Genomic DNA, 3,791 nt, shown 5'->3' with positions numbered 1-3,791 from the left:
GTTCGTGAAACACGCCCGGTAACACTTTGAGTATCATGGATTTCGGTCTCTTCTTGCGTCCAGGGGGGGTCTTCGTGCGGGCTGTCTTCTGGATCGCGGGGGTCGTCCTGCCGGCAACCAAGCCTGGGGTGTGAGTCCGTAGGGGCGCACTGCGTGCGCCCGCAAGGGGCTGCGGTGATCCTCGAAGACGGGCGCACGCGGTGCGCCCCTACGGGCGAATCGGCCGCGTTCCCGACCTCTCGGCGGCCATGCAAAGCCACACGGATCGCAACAGCCCCCCGTACGGCGGCGCGTGCACCCGTCCCGGTCCCCGTGTACACTTGCGCCTTTCGTGGTACCGGAGGCCAGGGGGCGAGACGGCGCGACGGGCGCCCGGGGTGACGGCGTGAGCGAGCCAGGGACGCGGGTGCGGCGGGAGGGGGATGAGGTGCGGGTCGACCTCGACGGGGGAGCGCTCCACCTGCCGGGCGCCGAGCTTCCCGGGCCGCTGCTCGACTGGATCGACGCTGGTCGGCGGGAGACCTACCGGGCCCTGGCCGCGGGCGCGACCCATGGCAGCGGGGCCGACTTCTTCGCCCAGCACCTGCCGGTGCTGGTGACCCTGCGCCGGGGCTCGGCGTTTGCCTTCGGGTGCGCCAACAAGGGGGTGGGGTACCTGCCCAGGCCCGAGCGGCTCGAAGAGTTTTCCGCGCTCTACCGGCGGGCCGCCGAGAGCGCCCGGGGCAGGCCCGCGCGGGAGACCCTGGAGGAGCGGCTGGCGGCGGCTTCCCGGTTCGGGTTCGACCGCAGCGCCGTGGACCCGCGCTGCCTCGGGTCCCTGGAGATCTTCGAGGGGGAGACCCTGGAGAACCTCCGGCGCCATCCCCTGGCCGCCCTGCTCTTTACGGGGCACCGGCCCACCTATCTCAGCTACCAGGTGGACTGTGCGGTGGAGATCCTGGAGCCCGGCGACCCCCGCTTCGAGTTTCTGCGGCTGGCCCGGGTCCTGTTCGAGTACGACGGCTTCCACGTGGCCCAGCCCCGGTTCCGGTTCGCCTACGTCTTCTGGGTCTGCGAGGCCCGGGCCAAGACCCCCCGGCGGGTCCGGGTGGAGTCCAACGGGGTTCCCGGGGTGCCGTGGGAGCCGGGTGCCGACCGGATCCTGGACGGGGTGGCGGCCGAGCGCCGCGACGACGTGCGCCGGGAGGTGGAGAGGTATGCGCTGGAGCGAGGCTACGCGTCGGTGAGCCGCGAGCTGGCGGAGGAAGCCCTCGCGGCCATGCGCCTGGCGGGCCCCTGACCGGGAAGCGGCGGGAGAGACCCATGTACGGCACCATCCTCGCGGCCCTCGACGGGTCGGCCGACGCGCAAAGCGGAGCCCGGCTCGCCCTGGCGCTGGCGCGCCGCCTGGGGTGCGCCGTTCGCGCCGCGCACGTGTACGACGCGGCCATCCACGACGAACGGTTCCGCGAGATGGAGCCGGGCCTGCCCGAGAGCTACCGGGAACCGGAGTGCCTGGAGGACCTGCGCCGCTCCCACGACGGCTTGATGGGAGAGGGCTTTCGGGCTCTCTCCCGCGGGTACCTGGAGGAGTTCCTGCAAGAGGCGGCCCGGGCGGGAGCGGCCGCTTCCGAGGTCGTGGCGCGGGGGCGAAACTACGTGGAGCTCCTGCGGCTGGCCCGGGAGCCGGGGGTGGGGCTCGTGGTGCTGGGCGCCCAGGGGCTGGGGGCCCAGGGGGACGGCCAGCTCGGGAGCACCGCCCTGCGGGTGCTCCGGAGGGCACCCTGCGACGTGCTCGTGGCGCGGGCGGCGGCTCCCCCGGGGCCGGTCCTCGCCGGGGTGGACGGGAGCCCTGGGGGCGAGGCGGCGCTGCGCCGAGCCGCGGCCTGGTGCGGCGTCCTGGGGCGGGAGCTGGAGGTGGCGGCGGCCTACGACCCCGAGCTGCACCGGACGATCTTTCGCGCCATGGCCCGGGCCCTGCCCCCCGAGCGCCAGGCCGAGGTGGGTCTGGGCAAGCAGGAAGAGCTCCACGACCGCATCGTAGACGACGGCCTGGGCAACCTCTACAGGGCCTTTCTGGAACGGGCGGGCGCGCTGGCCCGGCGTCTGGGCCGGGAACCCCGGGAGGAGCTCCTGCGGGGCAAGGCCTACCGCGCCCTGGTGGACCACGCTTCCGCCCGGGGGGCAAGCCTCCTGGCCGTGGGGCGCTTCGGGCACAACCGGGAGGACCCCTCGGATCTGGGCTCCCACGCCGAGGCGGTGGCCCGCCTGGCCCCCTGCCACGTGCTGGTGGCGGCCCCGCCTCCCGCCGAAGGGGGGGCCGGATCGGGCGGTTCGGAAGAGCTCTGCTGGGACCACGAGGCCCGGGCACGGCTGGAGCGGGTGCCCTCCTTCGCCCGGGCCGCGGCCCGCCGGGCGGTGGAAGACCGCGTGCGGGCCGAGGGCCGCGGCACCGTCTGCGCCGAGGATTTCGACCGGGTGGCGCGGCAGCTGGGCATGCCGTCGGCCAAGGGAAGCTGACAGCCACGACTCGCCACCCTGGTGGCGAGCGGGGTTCGGGAGCCCTTGCGCTCCGCCCCGCAATCCGCGATGTTTAGAGGCGGCGTCTCCGAGGGAGCCGGTGCGCCGAGCTCACTGGTTTCGCCGAGCTGCCGCAGTTCGGTCGAGGCGGCACGGGGCTGCGCTCCAGGGCTCCCGAACCCCGCCCCAGAACTTGGTGGTGGCTTCCGGACCGCGAAGAGCTCCGTGCCGACCGGAAGGGCGCTTTCGGGCCGGCACTTCGTGGGGAGGAGGAAGGGTGCCGATGGACCCCGCCGAGACCTGGGCCTTCCTGGCCATGGACCCCATCACCAAGACCTATGTTTCCTTCGGCCTCGTGGTGCTGGCCGTGGCGGAGTACGCCACGGCCATGCACCTGTTCGGCCGCAAGGGCCCCAAGGCCTGGGCGCGCCAGACCCTCACCGTGCACCGGGTGCTGGGGTACGCGTTCTTCGTCTATTTCGCGTGGATCACCTGGATCTGCCTGGACATGATGGGCCGGCTCGCCACGGCGGGGGGCTACCGGCTCGACGCCCGGGGGGCGATCCACGGCGCCCTGGCGGTGACCCTGATGGTGATCTGGGGCCTCAAGGTGAGCTTCGTGCGGCTCTACCCGGAATTCCGCATCTACGCCCGGCTCCTGGGCATGTTCCTGGCGGCGGGCACCGTGGTGCTCTGGGCCGTGGCGGGGTGGATGTTCCTGTGGCTCGTCACGGGGGTGCAGACCGTCACCCCCTGGTGACGGTGACGGGTGCCCGGGGCCGTCGCAGGAAGAAGAGGTAGAGCAGGAGTCCCCACAGGAGGGCAGAGAAGATCACGCCCCCCACCTGCCACCCGCTGGGGCGGGGCACGTCGTCCAGGGCCAGGAAGTAGGCGTCGGGGGGGATCTCCACCCCCATCCGGTCCCGCAGGATGTCGCGCACGTGGTAGGAGAACGGCTGCCGGGCAAAGGGCTGGAGCCGGCCCAGGAAGCGGTCGAGGTCGTGCCACTCGTCGGTGACCTTCTCGTAGGTGCGCACCACCAGACGGGTTCCGTAGGCCTCCAGCTGGAAGTAGGTGTGGTCCAGGCCGTAGCGGCGGTACACGAAGGCGTGCTCGAAGGTGGGCACGCCCCGCACGGCCACGAAGGCGGCCGTGGGGAACCGCCTCGGGGCCAGATCCGCCGGCCCCGAAACCTCCGCAGGCGTCCGGGGCCCCAGGTCGTAGCGCAGCTCGGGGATCTGCAAGAGGGCAAACAGGGCCACGAAGGCGAGGAAGGCCGCTTTGGCAAGGCC

Annotated in this window: 4 protein-coding genes; 3 read left to right on the top strand and 1 reads right to left on the bottom strand. The window is 73.0% G+C overall.

Annotation, left to right across the window (positions count from 1 at the left end):
- Nucleotides 1–385 precede the first annotated feature (385 nt).
- From AB1578_22490 to AB1578_22480, 3 genes are all read left to right on the top strand, one after another.
- Nucleotides 386–1,279 carry a hypothetical protein gene (locus AB1578_22490; GenBank protein MEW6490666.1) on the top strand — a complete coding sequence of 298 codons (894 nt, stop codon included), beginning with the start codon at nt 386–388 and terminating at the stop codon, nt 1,277–1,279.
- A 23-nt stretch (nt 1,280–1,302) separates the two neighbouring features.
- On the top strand, nt 1,303–2,499 hold the full coding sequence (locus tag AB1578_22485) for a universal stress protein (protein ID MEW6490665.1): 1,197 nt from the start codon (nt 1,303–1,305) through the stop codon (nt 2,497–2,499).
- Nucleotides 2,500–2,776: 277 nt separating this feature from the next.
- Nucleotides 2,777–3,259, top strand: a complete 483-nt coding sequence (locus AB1578_22480) for a hypothetical protein (protein MEW6490664.1) — start codon at nt 2,777–2,779, stop codon at nt 3,257–3,259.
- On the opposite strand, the gene AB1578_22475 is transcribed toward AB1578_22480, so the two are convergent.
- The coding region (locus tag AB1578_22475) for a hypothetical protein (protein MEW6490663.1) at nt 3,246–3,791 on the bottom strand (546 nt) is incomplete at its 5' end. The genes AB1578_22480 and AB1578_22475 overlap by 14 nt on opposite strands.

This window comes from Thermodesulfobacteriota bacterium, assembly GCA_040756475.1.
Classification (GTDB): domain Bacteria; phylum Desulfobacterota; class Deferrisomatia; order Deferrisomatales; family JACRMM01; genus JBFLZB01.
This window is presented reverse-complemented; position numbering and strand designations above follow the sequence as displayed.